This is a genomic window from Plantimonas leprariae (assembly GCF_008802405.1).
GTDB classification, from domain to species: domain Bacteria; phylum Pseudomonadota; class Alphaproteobacteria; order Rhizobiales; family Rhizobiaceae; genus Plantimonas; species Plantimonas leprariae.
The window spans coordinates 300,888-318,307 of record NZ_VZDO01000004.1 but is presented as its reverse complement, the minus strand read 5'-3'; the positions used below and the strand labels follow the sequence as shown (position 1 = coordinate 318,307).

The window sequence follows — 17,420 nt, the reverse complement described above, 5'->3', positions numbered from 1 at the left end:
CGATGCGACATGACGGGGATCAGGACCCAGCGCGAATATCGATTGCCGCGATGACGAGCTATCTCGAAGCCGAAATCCTTCCCGCCCGCAACACCGGCGCGATCCGCCTCTACGGCCCCGAGGCGTTCGAAGGCATGCGGACGGCCTGCCAGCTCACCGCCCGCTGCCTCGACGCGCTGGTGGACGTGGTGAAGCCCGGCGTCACGACCGACGAGATCGACCGCTTCGTCATGCGCTACGCGATCGATGCCGGAACCGTGCCCGCGACGCTGAACTATCGCGGCTACATGAAAAGCACCTGCACCTCGATCAACCACGTCGTCTGCCACGGCATCCCGAACGACAAGCCGCTGCGCGAGGGTGACATCGTCAACATCGACGTGACCTTCATCGTCGACGGTTACCACGGCGACGCATCGCGCATGTATCCGGTCGGGCGCGTGAAGCGCGCGGCGGAGCGCCTGTGCGAGGTGACCTACCGCTCCCTGATGCTCGGCATCGCCGAGGTGAAACCCGGCGCGCGCATGGGCGACATCGGCGCTGCGATCCAGACCTATGCCGAGAGCGAGCGCTGCTCGGTAGTGCGCGATTTCTGCGGCCACGGCGTCGGCAAGCTGTTCCACGACGCGCCGAACGTGCTCCACTACGGCCGGCGCGGCGAAGGCGCCGAGATGCGCCCCGGCATGATCTTCACCATCGAGCCGATGATCAATCTCGGCCGGCCGCACGTGAAGGTGCTGAGCGACGGCTGGACGGCGGTGACGCGCGACCGCACGCTTTCGGCGCAATACGAGCACACCGTCGGCGTGACGGAAACCGGTTGCGAGGTCTTCACCTTCTCGCCCGCCGGGCTCGACACACCGTTCCTCGACATCGGCGCGCAGTACGGCGCGGTCGCCTGAGCCGTGCCGCGCCGCGCGACGACAGCGGGCAACGGTGGCGGCGATCTTCCCGGTCTGGCGGAGGCGAGCGTCCGCCCGGCGAAGCCGATCGAGGCAGAGCATGCCGGGCACCGCGACAGGTTGCGGGAGCGTTTCGCCGAGGCCGGCGCCGGCGCGCTGGCCGACTACGAACTTCTGGAACTGCTGCTCTTCCGCCTCATCCCCCGGCGCGACACGAAGCCGATCGCGAAGGCGCTGCTCGCCCGCTTCGGCAGCCTGTCGGAAGTGGTGAACGCCCCCGTCGCCCGTCTCGCCGAAGTGCCCGGCATGGGTGAATCCTCGGCGCTCGACCTTCGCATCGTCGCGGCGGTGAACGAGCGGGCGATGCGGTCGGCGATCCGCTCGCGCGAGGTCCTGTCCTCATGGTCGGCGGTGATCGACTATTGCACGGCGGCGATGGCGCATCAGACGCGCGAGGAGTTCCGCATCCTGTTCCTCGACCGAAAGAACGGCCTGATCGCCGATGAGGTCCAGCAGGTAGGCACGGTCGACCATACGCCGGTCTATCCGCGCGAGGTGGTGCGGCGCGCTCTGGAACTGGCGGCGACCGCGATCATCCTCGTCCACAACCATCCGTCCGGCGATCCGACGCCGTCCCGCGCCGATATCGAGATGACGAAGACCATCGCCGAAACGGCCAAGCCGCTCGGCATCTCGATCCATGATCACGTCATCGTCGGCCGCTCCGGCCATGTCAGCCTGAAAGGCTTGCGACTGATCTGACCGGTCAGTGCAGGTGGCCGATCTCGCGCGCCATGCGGATTTCATGCGGCGCGATCAGCCCGCGGTGCATCACCTCGACGGAATGGATCGCCGCCTGGATCTCGCGCTTCCAGTGATCGAGGAACTGCTTGAGACGGGGATAATCGGGCGCAACGTCGGCGAACTGCCACTGGAACGTCTGCAGGAAAGCCGGGTGATCCGGCATCCGGTAGAGGATGCGCGCGGTGGTCAGGCCATAACCCGCCAGCATCTTCTGGAAGTCCGGGTCGGCGGTCGGGCGAGCCTGCATGGCGGATGCTCCATCGGTGCGCCGGTGGAGGATGCCGAGCCGGCACGATCGATGCTGCGCTGCGACGGTTAACCAAGCCTTAACCGCGCGTAGCGTTTATGCCACGCCCGATTCGTCCCGTTGCGAAAGGAATCAGTAGGCGCCGCCGCTCGGCAGCGCGTCGAGGAAGGCGTTCGCCTCCCGCCGGATCGCGGCGACGCGATCCTCCGCCATCCGGTCGAGCGTCTGGTACGAGCGGTCGAGCCGGCGGTTGCCTGCCAGCCGCTCGCGGTTCCGGTAGAGGAAATCCCAGTAGAGATAGTTGAACGGACAGGCGCCCTCGCCGAGCTTCACCTTCGGCGAGTAGCGGCAACTCCGACAGTAGTCCGACATCCGGTCGATATAGCTCCCGGACGCCGCATAGGGCTTCGAGGCGATGAGCCCGCCGTCGGCGTGGAGAATGATGCCGACGACGTTCGGCATCTCCACCCATTCGTAGGCATCGTGGTAGACGACGAGGTACCACTCCTGCACTTCGCTTGGGTTCAAGCCGGCGATCAGGCAGAAGTTGCCGATCACCATCAGCCGCTGGATGTGGTGCGCATAGGCGTTGTCGCGCGTTTCTCCGATCGACTGCGCCAGGCAGTTGAGGTCGGTGTTCCCGGTCCAGAAGAAGTCCGGCAGCTTCCGCGTCGCCTCCAGCGCGTTCTCGTCGCCGTAGCCCGGCATGTGCAGCCAGTAGACGCCGCGGATGAACTCGCGCCAGCCGATGATCTGGCGAATGAAGCCCTCGACGGCGTTGATCGGGGCGTCTCCCCGGCGGTACGCCGCCTCCGCCTCGTCGCAGCATTCGCGCGGGTTCAGCAGCCCGCAGTTCATCAGCGCGGACAGATGCGAGTGGAACAGGAGCGGCGCGCCCTGTCGCATCGCGTCCTGGTAGGCGCCGAATCTCGGCAGTGCTTCGCGGACAAACCAGCGGAGATAGAGAAGCGCATCGTCGCGCGTCGTCGGATAGTCGAATTCGGACAGGCTGCCGAAATGATTGCCGAACCGCTGCTCGACCAGCGCGATCGCTTCTGTCGTCACGTCATCCGGCGGAAAGGCAGGCCGTTGCGGCAGTTCCACCTTCGCCGGCAGCGGCCGCCGGTTGTCCTCGTCGAAGTTCCAGCGGCCGTCCACCGGCTCGCGCTCGCCGGCCATCAGATAGCCGGTCCTTATCCGCATCTCGCGATAGAAGTGCTCGAGCCTCAGCCCCTTCGATCGCTTGGCGTAGGCTTCGAAATCGTCTCGGGAAGCCAGAAAGCGGTCGTCGGGGCGGAGCTCGACCGGCACGCCGGTGATCCCCTCCCAGGTTCGCATCATCTCCAGCACCCGCCACTCGCCGGGTTCGGTGACGATGATCCGGTCGGGCCGGTGCCGCGCGACGGCGCGCTCCAACTCGGCCGTGAAGGACCCACCGTTGTCGGAAGCGTCGAGCCGCACGTAATCGACCTGGATCCCGTCTGTCCGAAGCTCCTCCGCAAAATGCCGCATCGCTGCGAAGAGGAAGGCGATCTTGCGTTTGTGGTGCCGGACGTAAGTCGCTTCCTCGCTGACCTCGGCCATCAGGACGACATCCCCCGGCGCAAGATCGCGCAGGCTGGACACATCCCGGCTGAGCTGGTCGCCGAGCACGAAGCGAAGCGTGCGCGACCTCTTGCCTCGACCTGCGTCTCTACCCCGCTCGTTGCCGATCCTTGCGCGCCGCCCCAACCTTACGCTCCTGCAACGCCCTACTCGCGTGATGAGAATGAAACGGATGGAGAACGGATCAAGAGCGATGATTCAGCGCAGAACCGTGCGACGGGCATGAAGCGCAAGGGCGACCTCCCGCAAAAGCCTTGCAAGCATTGCGGCCGCCCGATGGTGTGGCGGAAGCGCTGGCGGGCGAACTGGGACGTCGTGCTCTACTGCTCCGACCGCTGTCAGGCGGAGGCCAAGCGGGAACGTGCCGCCGCGGGAAACGGCAAGCCGGGCTAGCTGCTTTCCGGCACCCCTCCGGCCTGGACAATGGCGTCGATGCTGTCCACGTCGAAGCTCGCCGCCCGTCCGAGTTCGACTTCGGCGATCGCTTCCGGATAACGCGAAAACAGTATCTTGGCGCCGGTATCTCCAGTCAATTCTCCGATCTCGGCATGGTAGTTTCGCCCTATAACGACGGGGTTGAAGCGCCGGCCACCGTCGGTGGCGATAGCGAGCGAGCCTCGGCCGTCTGGCGCGGAAGCGTCGATCATCCTGTCGAGATCGTCCGGCGTCAGCAACGGTTGGTCCGCCAGCATGATCAGCACGGCCTCAGCATCGGGCGGCGCCGCATCGAACCCCGCAATCAACGATGTCGACAGCCCCTCGGCGTAGCGCCGGTTCTCGACGATCCCGACCGCCAGTCCCACCAAGGCGGCCCGCAGTTCGTTCAGGCGATGGCCGAGCACGACGGTCACGCCGGATGCCCGCGACGCCAAGGCCGTCTGCGCCGAGCGCTGGATCAGCGGCACGTCGTCGAAGGTCGCGAGAAGCTTGTGCGAGGCTCCGGTGCGGCTCGACCGCCCCGCCGCGAGCAGCACGGCATGGATGCGCGGCGTCACGTCCGCTATCGCTCCTGCCGAGGCTGCGGCCGGCTCGGGATTTCCATCAGCAGACCCCCGACCCCCATCCGCCGCAGATCCTCGGGCAACACCGGAACATCTGCCAGCAACCGATTGAGAACCCAGTCGAACCCGTTTTCCTTCGGGCTGCGGGCGCAACCCGGCGCGCCGAGGATCGGCGCATCGCGGAAACGGCCGAGCAGCAGCAGGTTGCCGGGGTCAACCGGCATGCCGAGATGCGATACCGTACCGCCCGCAATCCCAATGGCGGCCGGCACCACGTCCGCGACGTCGATTACCGCCGACGCCCCGAAGATCACGACGAGGTCCGCCGGGTGCAACTCCCGCAACGCCGCCGCCAGCGCGTCGGCATCGTGATCGCAACGCAGTTCCTGCACGACGGACGAGTCGGAAACCGCGAGCCGGGCTTCGAGCACGCGCCGGGTCTTGTCCAGCGTACCCTCCTTGATGCTCGGCAGGCGCGTCTGCACCAGCGCGACGCGATGCGGACGATACGGCGCGACTTCGAACACCGCCGATGCTGCGGCGATCTCGCGAGCGGCCTCGACGGCCGCGTTCGGCACCGCGAGTGGAATGATCTTCACCGTCGCCACCATCTGACCAGCGATGACCGGCGCATGTTCGGCAAGCGTCGCAAGCGTGATTCCGGAATCGACGGCGTTCAGGCAATCGACCAGAGCACGATCGACGACGAACACGCCGTTTCGCTCCGCGAAGAGGTTGACCCGACCCGTTGCCGCATCGTCCGCGCGGACGAAATTCGAGGTCAGCACCGTTCCCAGCCGGGCGGCAGCCTCGTTTTCCGGCAGGTCGTCCGCGTCCAATCTCGCGGCGATGACGGAGGTTCGACCCGCTTCGCCGAGGCGGTGGAGGTCGTCCGGCCCGAGACGCATGCCCTTGGCGATCCGGCCTTCGGGCAGATTCGCCGCATGCGCGAGGATCGCTCCCTCCGCCTCGTCCAGCGATACCAGCCCGAACTTCACGCCGGCAGCGCTCCCCGCCGACGGAAAGCACGGATCACCGAGCCGAGGATCGCGACGGCGATCTCCGCCGGCGTCGATGCGGCTATATCGAGGCCGATGGGTGCCTCGATCCAAGCGATGGCGGCGGCGGAAACCCCCGCTTCCGTCAGCCGCTCGACCCGGCGGGCGTGCGTCTTCCGGCTGCCGAGCGCGCCGACATAGAAACAGCCGGCTTCGAGAGCGGCGCCAATGGGTTGGTCGTCGATCTTCGGATCGTGGGTGAGCGCCACCAGCGCCGAATAAGCGTCGAGCGGACGCGCCCGCAACGCATCTTCCGGCCATTCGGCGCGGAGCGAGACGCCCGGAAACCGCTCCGGCGTCGCGAAGGCGGTGCGTGGGTCGACGATCTCCAGATCGAAGCCGGCGAGGCGCGCCATCGGCGCCAGCGCTTGGCTGATATGGACCGCGCCGATCGCGACGATCCGCGGCGGCGGCACCGCGACGTTGATGAACGTGTCTCCGCCCTCGCCGACCATTCCCGACTTGCCGGTCTGCAAGGCTTTCGCGACCGCTTCGCCAAGCGGGTCGGCCGTAGCTTCCGCTTCCCGCACCAGCCGCTGCTCCCCGGTGGTAAGGTTCGTCACCACCGCCGCGCCGCGCCGTGCCGCGCGCTCGGCGTTGAGCGCAGCGAGAAGCGCGCGCTCCATCAGGCGACCTTCTCGACATAGACGCGGATGCGGCCGCCGCAGGAAAGGCCTACGCGCCAAGCCGTTTCGTCGGCGACTCCGAACTCCAGCACGCGCGGATGGCCTGCCTCGATCACGTCGACGGCCTCCGTCACCACTGCGCCCTCGACGCAGCCGCCCGAGACCGAGCCCTCGAAATTGCCGTCGGCGTCGATCACGAGATGGCTGCCGGTCGGGCGCGGGGCGGAACCCCAGGTCTCCACCACAGTCGCCAGCGCGATCGAGCGGCCTTCCGCCGCCCAGAGTTCGGCGGTCTTCAGGACGTCGAGGTCCGGCAGGGCTTCGTTTCCGATCATCGCTTCACCTCCGTCAGGCCGCGAGCGCGCGGTCCGCGGCCTCGATCCAACGCGCCGGATCGTTGGCCGCGCCGGCCGGCTCGGACAGAGCCCGGCACAACTCTTCCATCGACCGCAGCGAATGAACGGGCCGGAACTCGTCGACATGCGGCAGCATCGCCCGAACGCCGCGCGCCCGCGCCGTGAAGCCGTCGAACCGCAGGAGCGGGTTCATCCAGATCAGGCGGCGGCAGGACTTGTGCAGCCGTTCCATCTCCCGGTCGAGGTCGTCGACCGAATCGCGTTCCAGCCCGTCGGTGATCAGGATGACGCTCGCGCCGCCTGTCAGGACGCGGCGCGACCAGCCCTTGTTGAAGGCCGCCAGCGCTTCGGCGATGCGGGTGCCGCCGGACCAGTCCTTCACTGCGCCGGCGCATTCGTCCAGCGCCTCGTCCGGGTCGCGGTGGCGCATCTGACGCGTCACGTTGGTCAGCCGCGTGCCGAACAGGAAGGTGTGGACGTGCCGCCGCTTCTCGGTCAGCGCGTGCAGGAAATGCAGGAAGATGCGGCTGTACTGGCTCATCGAGCCGGAGATGTCGGCGAGAACGACGAGCGGCGGTTGCACCTCGCGGACAGCGCGGAACCGCGGCAGGATCAGTTGGCCGCCGCCGCGCAGCGAGTCTCGCATCGTGCGGCGCGGATCGATCCGACTGCCGCCGGCATCCGGCCGGTAGCGGCGCGTCCGCACACGATCGGCCGGCAGGCGCAAGCGCCGGATCGCGGCTTTCGCCGCTTCGAGTTCCGCGACGCTCATCTGCGCGAAATCCTTGGTCTGCAGCACCTCGCGCTCCGAAACGCTGAGCGAGGCGTCGATCTCGATCTCCGGCTTCACCTGCCGCGTCGAGAAGTCCCGCGCGCCCTCGAAGATCGCGTCGGAAGCGCGCGACTCGCCGGCCTTGCGTTTCTCCGGCTCGGCCTCGCGCGGAACGATCTGCGAGAACATGGCGATCATCTTCTCGATCAGATCGCGCGAGCGCCAGAACAGCCGGAAGGCCTCGCCGAAGACGGCGTCGTCCTCGTGCCGTGTCACGAGCACGGCGTGGAGCGTCCAGTAGAAGTCGTCCCGCGACGACAGGCCGGCGGCCTCCACCGCGACGACCGCGTCCAGCGTCGCGGCAGGCCCGAGCTTCAGCCCGGCGCGTCGCAGCGTCCGGGCGAAATAGGCGATGTTGTCGGCGAGCCGGCCGTCCGGATCGGCAAAGGCCGGCGTTTCCGGCGCGGCGACCATCGTCAGCCCGCTAGCGCGAGGTCGCGTTTCACCTCGTCGAGGATCGCCCGCCCCTCGCCCTTCTCCATGCGCGCGATGTCGTCCTGATATTTCAGGAGCACGCCGAGCGTATCGGAGACCTTCGCCGGATCGAGCGCGAGGGCGTTCAGCTCGGTCAGGGCGTTCGCCCAGTCGATCGTCTCGGCAACGCCGGGGGCCTTGAATAGGTCGGCCGAGCGTAGCCGCTGCACGAAGGCGACGAGTTCCTTCGCCAGCGCGGCGTTGGCGCCCGGCGCCTTGCGGTGGAGGATCTCCAGTTCGCGCTCGGCGCTGGGATAGTCGACCCAATGATAGAGGCAGCGCCGCTTCAGCGCGTCGTGGATCTCGCGCGTCCGGTTCGTGGTGATCACCACGATCGGCGGCTCGCCGGCGCGGATCGTGCCGATCTCCGGAATCGTCACCTGATTGTCGGACAGGACCTCCAGCAGGAACGCCTCGAAAGCCTCGTCGGTCCGGTCGAGCTCGTCGATCAGGAGCACCGGCGCGCGTCCCGGCTCGCCTTCCAAGGCTTGCAGGATGGGACGGCGGATCAGGAAGTCGTCCGAGAAGATGCCGGCACGCATCGCGTTCCGGTCCGTGTCGCCGCTCGCCTCGCGCAGGCGGATTTCGATCATTTGCGCCGCGTAGTTCCACTCGTAGAGCGCGGACGAGACGTCGAGGCCCTCGTAGCACTGCAGCCGGATCAGCGGCCGGTCCAGCGCCTTCGCCAGCACCTTGGCGATCTCCGTCTTGCCGACCCCCGCCTCGCCTTCGAGAAAGAGCGGCCGGCCCATTTTCAGGGCGAGGAACAGCACCGTCGCCAGCGAGCGGTCGGCGACGTAGTCGCCGCCGGCGAGGAGCGAGGCCGTCTCCTCGATGGACTGCGGCAGCGAATGGGATTTCGTCGTGTGGGACAATACGGTTCGGCCTTCGGCGGGACGCCCGCCCCTGCTTCCAGATATGGCCGCACCGCCCGTCTTCGCAAGTCGCCTACAGGAGGTGGTAGCCGCGCGCGTGATAGAGGAGCGGCGGGCCGGAAGGCCCTTCGTGAACTGCAGCGACCTCGCCGACGAGCACGTGGTGCGTCGCGACCATGCGCGCTTCCACCAGCCGGCAGTCGAAGGCGACGAGCGCCTGCTCCAGAACGGGGGCGCCGGTCGCAAGCGCCGTCCAACGGCCGAGGGCGAAACGCTCGTCCTGCGGAAGCTTGCCGCCGCCGGCGAAAGCCTCCGCCAGTTCACGGCCGCCCGCCGCGAGCACGTTGACCGCGAAGTTGCCGTTCTCGGCGAACCTCGCATTCTCGGCGTTGGAGGCGTTGAGGCAAACGAGGATCGTCGCCGGATCGTCCGAAACGCCGACGACGGCCGTCGCGGTCACCCCTCGCCGGCCGGCTCGGCCTTCGGTCGTGACGAGGTGAACCGCGCTCGCGAAACGGCTCATCGCCGCGCGGAAATCCTCCGGCGCGATTCGGACCTCGTCGGACCGCAACTCGCTGTCGACGCTTCTCATGCGCACGATATCGGCTGAGACCATGCATCTTGCCTCGCAGATGCGCCGACCCTGCGCAAGCCTGTCCAAAGCCTGTCGCAGCCTTTAATCTCCAACGTCATGAAGCCGTGGTTCACGCCCCTGTTCCTTTTCGCGCTCGCGCCGCCCGCCGGCGCGCAGGAGCCGGTGCGGATCGGCGTCGCCGCGCCCGTCACGGGACCGAACGCCGTTCTGGGCGCTCAGGTTCTGGCGGGCGCGCGGCAGGCGGCTGCGGCGAAGGGCGTCGTGCTGGTCGAGGCGGACGCGCAATGCACGCCGGAGGCCGGGAAGGCAACGGCCGAACGTTTCGTGGCCGAGAAGGTGAAAGTGACGGTCGGCTTCCTTTGCGCCGAGTCGCTCGAAGGGGCACTGCCGGTGCTTCGATCCGCCGCGATCCCGGCGATCGACGTCGGCGTGCGCGCCGACCGCTTTACCGCGCAGCGTCGGAAGACCGGCGATCCCGTCTGGCGTCTCGCCCCCCATGCCGGGGCGGAAGCGGAGGCGCTCGCCGCCACCGTCGCGACGCGCTGGCGGGACGTCGCCTTCGGCATCCTGGACGACGGCTCCGTCTACGGCCGCAACCTCGCCGACGCCGTACGGGAAAAGGTCGAAGCGGGCGGGCAGCGCCCGGCCGCCGTTGATGGCTACCGGCCGGCGGAAGAGAAGCAGTTCGGCCTCGCCCGCCGGCTCGCGCGCACCGGCGTCACCCATTTGGTCATCGCCGGAGACCGTGGGGATGCGGCGACGATCGCGCGCGATGCCGCCGCGAACGGGCTGGCGCTCCAGTTCCTCGGTGGCGAGCAATTGCTCGACGAGCCGCCAGATGCGGCGGAAATCCCCGAGGGCACGCTCGCGGTGGGCGTCGAGCAGACGTTTCGTCCGCTCTCGCCGCCCGGCGAAGCGGATGCGGTCGAGCGGTCGGGATATTTCGGGCCGGGCCTCGCCGCCGTCGAGATCGCCGCGACTGCCACGGACATCGCGAAGCGTGAGGGCAAGCCGCTGCCCGACGTGTTGAACGCCACCACTTTTGACACCTCGCTCGGCCGCATCCGCTTCGACGCGAAGGGCGACTCCGATCTGAACCTCTTCCGCGTTTTCCGCTTCAACGGCCGCGACTTCGTGCCCGAGGCCGGCGGATGACGGGAGTTCTCCGGCGCTCCGGCCCTCGCAACCTTCTGACCGACGTGGAGGGCATCGCGGTCGGTCACGCCGCCGATGAACGGCTCGGTAGCGGCACGACGGTGGTTCTCTGCGACGCGCCGGCGACGGCGGCGGTCCACGTGCAGGGCGGCGCGCCCGGCACGCGCGAGACCGACCTGCTCGATCCCGACAAGACGGTCGCGGGCGTCGATGCGCTGGTGCTGTCCGGCGGCTCGGCCTTCGGCCTCGACGCGGCATCCGGCGCGCAAGCCTGGCTGCGGGAACGAGGGCGCGGTTTCGCGGTCGGCGAAATCCGGGTGCCAATCGTGCCGGCGGCGATCCTGTTCGACCTCGGGCCCGGCGAAAGCTGGGAGCGCTACCCGCCCTATCGCGAGCTCGGCTACGAGGCGGCGTCCGCCGCGCGCGCCGACTTCGAGCTCGGCAGCGTCGGCGCCGGCGCGGGTGCGACCACTGCGACCTTCAAGGGCGGGCTCGGCTCCGCATCCGTCGTGCTGCCGAACAGCGTCACGGTCGCGGCGCTGGCAGCGGCGAACGCCCTCGGCTCGGCGACCGTCGGCACGACGCGGCATTTCTGGGCCGCGCCATTCGAAGTCGATGGCGAATTCGGCGGCCTCGGCATGCCCTTGCCCATGCCGAATGATGCCGGCGAGCCGCGCACCAAGCTCGCCCCCTCGCCCGGCGCGAACACGACGATCGCAGTGGTCGCGACCGACGCGCGGCTCGATAAGGCGCAGGCCAAGCGCCTCGCCGTCGCGGCGCATGACGGTTTTGCCCGCGCCCTCTGGCCGGCGCACACGCCCTTCGATGGCGATCTCGTCTTCGCCCTGGCGACCGGGCGCAACGAGGCCGAACTTTCGCCGCAGGACTGGGTGCTGATGGGCGCCGCGGCGGCTGCCGTCATGGCGCGGGCGATCGCGCGCGGTGTTCATTCGGCGGCGCCCCTGCCGGGCGATCGGAAGCCCGCCTGGCGCACGGCGCGTTGAGGGCTCGGCCCCCCTCTGTTATGGCCGCAGCGAATTCCTCCCGTTCAGGTCGCACGCCATGATTCCCCGTTATTCCCGCCCCGAGATGGTCGACGTCTGGTCGCAGGAAACGAAGTTCCGCATCTGGTTCGAGATCGAGGCGCATGCCTGCGACGCGCTGGCCGAGCTCGGCGTCATTCCGAAAAGCGCGGCGGAAGCGATCTGGGCGAAGGGCGGCGCGGCGACATTCGACATCGAGCGCATCGACGAGATCGAGCGCGAAACCAAGCACGACGTCATCGCCTTCCTGACGCATCTCGCCGAGATCGTCGGACCGGACGCCCGCTTCGTCCACCAGGGCATGACCTCGTCCGACGTGCTGGACACCTGCTTCAACGTGCAGCTCGTCCGCGCAACCGACATCCTCTTGGCCGATACGGATCGGCTGCTGGCCGCGCTGAAGACCCGCGCCTTCGAGCACAAGGACACGATCACGATCGGCCGCTCGCACGGCATCCATGCCGAGCCGACGACCTTCGGCGTCAAGCTCGCGCTCGCGTATGCCGAGTTCGAGCGTTGCCGCCAGCGGCTCGTCGCGGCGCGCGAAGAGGTCGCGACCTGCGCCATCTCCGGTGCGGTCGGCACCTTCGCCAACATCGATCCGAGCGTCGAGGAGCATGTGGCGAAGGCGCTCGGCCTGAAGCCGGAGCCGGTCTCGACGCAGGTCATCCCGCGCGACCGCCACGCGATGTTCTTCGCGACGCTCGGCGTCGTCGCCTCCTCGATCGAGCGGCTGGCGACGGAAATCCGCCACCTGCAGCGAACGGAAGTTCTCGAAGCCGAGGAATATTTCTCGCCCGGCCAGAAGGGTTCCTCCGCGATGCCGCACAAGCGCAACCCGGTGCTGACCGAGAACCTGACCGGCCTCGCCCGCATGGTGCGCTCCTATGCCATGCCGGCGATGGAGAACGTCGCGCTCTGGCACGAACGGGACATCTCGCACTCCTCCGTCGAGCGGATGATCGGACCGGACGCGACGGTGACCCTCGACTTCGCGCTCGCCCGTCTCGCCGGGGTGGTGGAGAAGCTCGTCGTGTACCCTGAGCGGATGATGGCGAACCTCGAACGCTTCAAGGGCCTCGTCCATTCGCAGCGCGTGCTGCTGGCGCTGACCCAGGCCGGCGTTTCACGCGAGGACGCCTACAAACTCGTGCAGCGCAACGCGATGAAGGTCTGGGAGGAAGGCGCGGACTTCATGACCGAGCTTCTCGCCGATGCCGACGTTGCTTTGGCGTTGCCGGAAGCGGAGCTTCGCGAGAAGTTCGATCTCGGCTACCACACCAAACACGTCGACACGATCTTCCGGCGCGTCTTCGACGCCTGCTGAGCCGGGACTTGCGCCGCTTGCATCGATCGGAAAACAGTAGTCTGGACCTCGATGCGCCGCTTGGGATTCCGTCGCGAAATCGAAGGCGACGGAATGTAAGATCAACTCAGTTTTCGTTAACCGCTAAAATTGCAGACGGCTAACGACTTACGACAACTTCAGTCTTCCGCAAGGTTCGCGGGGCGATGCTGTAGCAAACGTCCCTAGCGAACTCCGATGCTTCTCCGATCTATGGAATGGACCGCCGGCACGGCCGGTCGTGCCGTGCGTCAGCACGCGTCGGCTTTCCGGCGCGAGTCCTCGCGCAACGCGCCGATGGTCGTGCTGGTGTTCGCCTATGCCGCGGCAGTCGGCGCCGCCGCCGGCATACGCATGCCTTCGATGGCGTCCTACTTCGTCCAGATCTTGCGGGAGTTATGCTTGTACGGGCTCGTGACGGTGACGGTTCTCGGCATCGCCTACTGCCTCCTCGTCGCCCGGCCGGCGAGCCCGATCCGCTACTTCGCGAATGCGATCGTCTCGGCGTCGCGGACGGCGGCGCTCGGTCGCTGGGCGGCGCGCCTTTGGCCGTTCGCGCTCCTCGCCGCCGCCTTCTCGATGTTCAAGCCGACCATATCGGCGCATTTCAGCGGCTTCGCCTGGGACGCGCAGTTGGCGGAACTCGGGCGCGTCATGCATTTCGGCATCATGCCCTGGCGGTTCCTGCAGCCGCTGTTCGGGCATCCCTGGATCACGCGAGTTCTGGATGTGAACTATGCGCTATGGTTCGCGGTCATGTGGATGTTCCTCATCGGCATGATCGTGTTCTGCCGCGACGAGGCGCACAGGCAGCGCTCGCTGATGAGCTTCATGCTGGTCTGGATCGTCGTCGGCACCTGCCTCGCGGTGGCCTTCCCTTCCGCCGGCCCCTGCTACTACGGCAAGTTCATCGCCGGCCCGAACCCCTACGCCGAACTGATGGATTACCTGCAAAGAACGCACGACTCGATCGGTCTGATGGCGGTCGATGCGCAGACGGCGCTATGGAACGACTACGCGTCCGGGCAGCCGAGGCATGGCATCTCGGCGATGCCGAGCATGCACAATGCGGTCGCCGCGCTGATGGTCTTCGCGTGCTGGCGGTACGGCATCTGGCTGCGCCTCGCCCTGTCGCTTCATGCGCTGCTGGTGTTCCTCGGCTCGATCCTTCTCGGTTGGCACTACGGTGCGGACGCCTATGTCGCCTGGGCCTCCGCCTTCATCCTCTGGAGAGCGGCGGAACTGCCGACCCGATGGTGGATCGCGCACCTCGACCAGCGAGGATCGGAGCGGTTGATCCCGCAGCCTGCCTGACGGCCCGAGCCGATCCGGGGTCGGCGATCGGGCCTCGCGAGCTTCGCGACGGCTGGTCGGAACGCGCGCATCGTCGCGCTCCGACCACGAGCTTCGTCTAGGCCCGTTACGGCATCAGCACCGAGTTGACGACGTGGACGACGCCGTTCTTCTGGTCGACGTCCTTGGTCTGCACCATGCTCATGCCGCCCTTGGCATCGACCACGACGAGTTTGCCCTTCGACATCTTCACCGTGAGCGGCTCGCCCTCGACGGTCGTCAGCTTCAGGCCGCCCTTCTTCTTCGCGCCCATCATCAGCTCCTTCGACGAATAGTCGCCGGACACGACGTGGTAGGTCAGGATCTTGGTGAGCTGGGCCTTGTTCTCCGGCTTCACCAGCGTGTCGACCGTGCCGGCCGGCAGCTTCTCGAACGCCGCGTTGGTCGGCGCGAAGACGGTGAACGGGCCCGGACCCGCGAGCGTCTCGACGAGGCCTGCCGCCTTCACCGCGGCGACGAGCGTCGTCAGGTTCGGGGCGTTCGGAGCGTTCTGAGCGATGGTCTTCGTATCGTACATCGCCGCACCACCGACCTTGGTAACCTTCGCCAGCGCCGGCCCCGCGAAGGCCAGCGAGGCGGCGACGAGCGCGGTCGCGGCGGAATTGACGAGCTTCATGATCTGTCTCCCGTTGCCCCGACCGATCCGGCGAGGTGCGGAAGTTACGGAGCCTCGCGCAACCCGGATGCACCGCTCCGAAAAAGTATCGCGAAGTATCTGGTGCATGCGACTACCGAGCCGATCAGGCCGCCGCGTCGCCCGCCTCACGGGCGTCCCGCCCGACGCTTTCCGATATGTCCACGTCGATATTGAACATCTTGTGGTCGGAGAAGGGCTGGTCGAGGATCTCGATCCGGCAGCGGTGCTCAAGTTCCGCCGAGACGAGGCAGGTGTCGAGGCTCGCCCGCCAAGGCCCGAACCGGAAGGTCGGCCCGAGCAGCCGGTTGGCGTGGACGAGCCGGCCGCCGCGGAGCAGCGGCTCCAGTTCCCCTTCCCCGGACATCGCGTTGAAGTCGCCGACGACGATCGTCGGCACGTCCCGTTCGGCGATCCAGCGCGAGATCTGCGCGAACTGCAGCGCCCGCGTCCGCCTGAGCAGCGCGCAGTGCACCACGAGGACGCGGATGCCCTCGATGTCGATGTCGTAGACGAGCCGCTTCTTCCCGTGGTCGAGATAGCGGCGCTCGAAGTCCACGTCGCGCGTCGCGAGAAAGGCGTTGGACTTGCCGCGCGAGATCGACAGGCGACGGTACTTGCGGGTGCCGCTGTACTTGTTGTCGATCGTGCCGACGAGATGGTGATCCTCGCGCAGCACCGGAAACTGGTCGAAGAAGCCGTTGGTCAGCGAGCCCTGATCGATCTCCACGAAGCAGGAGAGATCGGGCTTCAGGTCCTTGAGCGCGTTCTTCACCACCGCCAGGCTGCGCATCTGCGCCGCGCGCGGCGTGAAGAGATGGTGGTGCGCGCGGCGGATATGGTGCTTCAGCGAACCGTCGATCTCGCGCAGATAGCCGAGGTTGGCGTAGACGATCCTCACCATCGGCCCCTCCTTCTCTCGAATCGGACGTCACGGCCGGCATGCGGGACGGGACCATCGGTCGTGCGCCGCCTATCGACTGGCGGCGTCGCGCTCCATATGCGCTTCGGGAGCGAGGGAGCAACCGCCGGCCGGCGTCCGGGCGGGTGAAACGAAGGGGCCCCGTGTCGGACTATTTCGAGTTGCATACCTGGTGGTCCACCATTCTGGCGGCCGTCACTTGGAGCATCATCTTCGGCGCGCTCGTCGTCATCCCGTTCCGCCGCTCGCCGGAGGCGGCGCAGGGCTGGCTGCTCCTGTTCTTCTTCCAGCCGTTCGCCGCGCTGGTCCTGTTCTTCTTCGTCGGCAACGCGCGCCATCCGAAATGGCGGCAGGAGCGGATCAAGTCCGTCCCGAGCCTCGTCAAACGCGCTTCGCTGGAGATTCCCGACGCGGCGACCGACGTCGCCTCTGAACTGGAGCCGAAGAGCCGCACGGCCGCACGCCTCGTCACGGCGCTCGGGCAGCTTCCCTGCGTCGCCGGCAACACCGTCTCGCTTGACGCCGACTACGACCGCGTCGTGGATCGCATCGCCGGCGACATCGAGAACGCCCGCCACCATGTCCACGTGATGTTCTACATCCTGCACGACGACGAGGCCGGCAACCGCATGCTGAGCGCGATGGAGCGCGCCGTGCGGCGCGGCGTCAAATGCCGCCTGCTGATCGACGCGGTCGGCTCGGCGAACGACCGCAACGCCATCATCCGCCGGCTGGCCGGCACCGGCGTGGAGGTGCACCTCATCCTGCCGCTGCGCTTCTGGAACCGCGCGACGCGGGCGGATCTGCGCAACCACCGGAAGATCGTGGTGGTGGACGGCCGGATCGGCTGGATCGGCTCGCAGAACATGCACCGCATGGAATACGAGCCGAACACCTTCTACCGCGAGGTGATGGCGCGCGTGACCGGCCCGGTCGTCTTGGAACTGCAGTCGGTCTTCATCGGCGACTGGTATCTCGAAACGGACGAGGACCTGTCGAGCCACGACATCATGCCGCCGCCGGCCGATACGGAGGGCGAGGTTCGGGCGCAGGTCCTGCCGAGCGGGCCCGACCACCCGGACAGCCGCATCGATACGCTGTTCACCGACCTCATCCATTCGGCGACCGAGCGCGTGGTGCTGACCACGCCTTACTTCATCCCGAACGAGGCCTTGTCGCTCGCGCTCCGCACCGCGGTGGCGAAGGGCGTGCAAGTGACGCTCTTCGTCACGTCGACCACCAAGAGCGTCTTCATCGACCAGGCGCAACGCTCCTACTACGACGAGCTCCTCTCGTCGGGCGTCGAGCTGATGCTGTACCGGGAGCGTTTCCTGCACGCCAAGCACCTATCGATCGACGCCGACATCGCGGTGATCGGCTCCGCCAACATGGACCGCCGCTCGTTCGAGCTGAATTCCGAGGTGACGCTGATCGTCTACGACGCGGGCGTCGTGACACAGCTTCGCCGCATCGAGAACGACTACCGCTCGAAGAGCCGGCGGCTGACGGCGGAGGAATGGGCAGGTCGCGGCTTCTTCACGCAACTCGCGGAGAACGCGATGCGCCTCGTCAGCCCGCTGCTATGAGGCCGCG

Annotated in this window: 19 protein-coding genes; 8 read left to right on the top strand and 11 right to left on the bottom strand. The window is 67.6% G+C overall.

Going from position 1 to position 17,420, the window contains the following annotated elements; genetic code table 11:
* Window positions 1-50: 50 nt before the first annotated feature.
* Window positions 51-902, top strand: a complete 852-nt coding sequence (gene map / locus F6X38_RS07930; RefSeq protein ID WP_150969067.1) for a type I methionyl aminopeptidase — start codon at window positions 51-53, stop codon at window positions 900-902.
* A 54-nt stretch (window positions 903-956) separates the two neighbouring features.
* Window positions 957-1,664, top strand: a complete 708-nt coding sequence (radC, locus tag F6X38_RS07925; protein WP_246191251.1) for a RadC family protein — start codon at window positions 957-959, stop codon at window positions 1,662-1,664.
* A gap of 4 nt (window positions 1,665-1,668) precedes the next feature.
* On the opposite strand, the gene F6X38_RS07920 is transcribed toward radC, so the two are convergent.
* Window positions 1,669-1,953 (bottom strand): usg protein, encoded by a 285-nt coding sequence (locus F6X38_RS07920; RefSeq protein WP_150969064.1) that lies wholly within the window; start codon window positions 1,951-1,953, stop codon window positions 1,669-1,671.
* A 132-nt stretch (window positions 1,954-2,085) separates the two neighbouring features.
* Window positions 2,086-3,666: a cryptochrome/photolyase family protein gene (locus F6X38_RS07915; RefSeq protein WP_150969173.1), complete on the bottom strand. Its 1,581-nt coding sequence runs from the start codon at window positions 3,664-3,666 to the stop codon at window positions 2,086-2,088.
* 114 nt (window positions 3,667-3,780) lie between these two features.
* Here F6X38_RS07915 and F6X38_RS07910 point away from each other — a divergent pair, with 114 nt between their 5' ends.
* Entirely contained in the window at window positions 3,781-3,951 is a 171-nt protein-coding gene (locus tag F6X38_RS07910; protein WP_150969062.1) for a DUF2256 domain-containing protein, read from the top strand.
* Here F6X38_RS07910 and F6X38_RS24205 read toward each other — a convergent pair.
* The 7 genes from F6X38_RS24205 to F6X38_RS07880 all read right to left on the bottom strand — a co-directional run bounded on the left by F6X38_RS24205 (window position 3,948) and on the right by F6X38_RS07880 (window position 9,372).
* Window positions 3,948-4,553: a nucleotidyltransferase family protein gene (locus tag F6X38_RS24205; protein ID WP_343033203.1), complete on the bottom strand. Its 606-nt coding sequence runs from the start codon at window positions 4,551-4,553 to the stop codon at window positions 3,948-3,950. The two genes, F6X38_RS07910 and F6X38_RS24205, sit on opposite strands and share 4 nt — an antisense overlap.
* Before the next feature lie 5 nt (window positions 4,554-4,558).
* Window positions 4,559-5,671 carry a molybdopterin-binding protein gene (locus F6X38_RS24200; protein ID WP_343033201.1) on the bottom strand — a complete coding sequence of 371 codons (1,113 nt, stop codon included), beginning with the start codon at window positions 5,669-5,671 and terminating at the stop codon, window positions 4,559-4,561.
* The gene (locus tag F6X38_RS07900; protein ID WP_150969061.1) at window positions 5,554-6,243 is read right to left on the bottom strand and encodes an XdhC family protein; all 690 of its coding nucleotides are present in this window, start codon (window positions 6,241-6,243) and stop codon (window positions 5,554-5,556) included. The genes F6X38_RS24200 and F6X38_RS07900 overlap by 118 nt, the downstream gene beginning before the upstream one ends.
* Window positions 6,243-6,578 carry an XdhC family protein gene (locus F6X38_RS07895; protein WP_246191240.1) on the bottom strand — a complete coding sequence of 112 codons (336 nt, stop codon included), beginning with the start codon at window positions 6,576-6,578 and terminating at the stop codon, window positions 6,243-6,245. The genes F6X38_RS07900 and F6X38_RS07895 overlap by 1 nt, the downstream gene beginning before the upstream one ends.
* Window positions 6,579-6,591: 13 nt before the next feature.
* Window positions 6,592-7,845 (bottom strand): vWA domain-containing protein, encoded by a 1,254-nt coding sequence (locus F6X38_RS07890; RefSeq protein WP_150969059.1) that lies wholly within the window; start codon window positions 7,843-7,845, stop codon window positions 6,592-6,594.
* A 2-nt stretch (window positions 7,846-7,847) separates the two neighbouring features.
* Entirely contained in the window at window positions 7,848-8,780 is a 933-nt protein-coding gene (locus F6X38_RS07885; protein ID WP_246191239.1) for an AAA family ATPase, read from the bottom strand.
* Window positions 8,781-8,853: 73 nt separating this feature from the next.
* Window positions 8,854-9,372, bottom strand: coding sequence for a flavin reductase family protein (locus F6X38_RS07880; protein WP_246191238.1), 519 nt, complete (start codon window positions 9,370-9,372; stop codon window positions 8,854-8,856).
* A 99-nt stretch (window positions 9,373-9,471) separates the two neighbouring features.
* Between F6X38_RS07880 and F6X38_RS07875 the strand changes: the two genes are divergently transcribed.
* From F6X38_RS07875 to F6X38_RS07860, 4 genes are all read left to right on the top strand, one after another.
* On the top strand, window positions 9,472-10,530 hold the full coding sequence (locus F6X38_RS07875) for an ABC transporter substrate-binding protein (RefSeq protein ID WP_150969057.1): 1,059 nt from the start codon (window positions 9,472-9,474) through the stop codon (window positions 10,528-10,530).
* Window positions 10,527-11,534, top strand: coding sequence for a P1 family peptidase (locus tag F6X38_RS07870; RefSeq protein ID WP_150969056.1), 1,008 nt, complete (start codon window positions 10,527-10,529; stop codon window positions 11,532-11,534). Before F6X38_RS07875 ends, F6X38_RS07870 begins: the two co-directional genes overlap by 4 nt.
* 58 nt (window positions 11,535-11,592) lie before the next feature.
* Window positions 11,593-12,900: an adenylosuccinate lyase gene (gene purB / locus F6X38_RS07865; RefSeq protein WP_150969054.1), complete on the top strand. Its 1,308-nt coding sequence runs from the start codon at window positions 11,593-11,595 to the stop codon at window positions 12,898-12,900.
* Between the two features lie 264 nt (window positions 12,901-13,164).
* Window positions 13,165-14,232, top strand: a complete 1,068-nt coding sequence (locus F6X38_RS07860; RefSeq protein ID WP_161992655.1) for a phosphatase PAP2 family protein — start codon at window positions 13,165-13,167, stop codon at window positions 14,230-14,232.
* Window positions 14,233-14,338: 106 nt separating this feature from the next.
* Here F6X38_RS07860 and F6X38_RS07855 read toward each other — a convergent pair whose 3' ends face one another.
* A complete protein-coding gene (locus tag F6X38_RS07855) occupies window positions 14,339-14,887 on the bottom strand; it encodes a fasciclin domain-containing protein (RefSeq protein WP_150969051.1) in 549 nt (182 codons plus the stop codon).
* Window positions 14,888-15,011: 124 nt separating this feature from the next.
* Complete coding sequence (locus F6X38_RS07850; RefSeq protein ID WP_150969049.1) at window positions 15,012-15,809, bottom strand: endonuclease/exonuclease/phosphatase family protein; 798 nt, start codon at window positions 15,807-15,809, stop codon at window positions 15,012-15,014.
* 161 nt (window positions 15,810-15,970) lie between these two features.
* Here F6X38_RS07850 and cls point away from each other — a divergent pair, with 161 nt between their 5' ends.
* The gene (gene cls / locus F6X38_RS07845) at window positions 15,971-17,413 is read left to right on the top strand and encodes a cardiolipin synthase (RefSeq protein ID WP_246191237.1); all 1,443 of its coding nucleotides are present in this window, start codon (window positions 15,971-15,973) and stop codon (window positions 17,411-17,413) included.
* The last annotated feature ends 7 nt before the right edge of the window (window positions 17,414-17,420 follow it).